The sequence below is a fragment of the Legionella quateirensis genome, from assembly GCF_001467955.1.
Taxonomy (GTDB): domain Bacteria; phylum Pseudomonadota; class Gammaproteobacteria; order Legionellales; family Legionellaceae; genus Legionella; species Legionella quateirensis.
Genome location: NZ_LNYR01000049.1, coordinates 244521 through 244720 on the forward strand (window position 1 = coordinate 244521; position 200 = coordinate 244720).

Sequence of the window (200 nt, forward strand, 5' to 3'; positions counted from 1 at the left end):
GCCACAGAAATCGTGGTGGTCACAGAAGCGCTATCTATATCGGTAAGACTAATCGCATTGCCGTTGGCAGAGCTAAAGACCTGAGCGGTGTCTTCATTCGTGGTTTGAGCGCCAGGGACGCTGTTGATTGGGGCATCATTAACCGGATTGACTGTGACGTTCACTGTAGCCGTTTCCGTAACTCCGCCGGAAGTCACCGT

General features: G+C 52.5%; 1 protein-coding gene. It reads right to left on the reverse strand.

All coding sequences use genetic code 11. The annotated features are described in order from the left end of the window. Positions 1-200, reverse strand: a 200-nt coding sequence (locus Lqua_RS18575; protein WP_193787199.1) for a hypothetical protein, incomplete at both ends; no start/stop codon positions are given.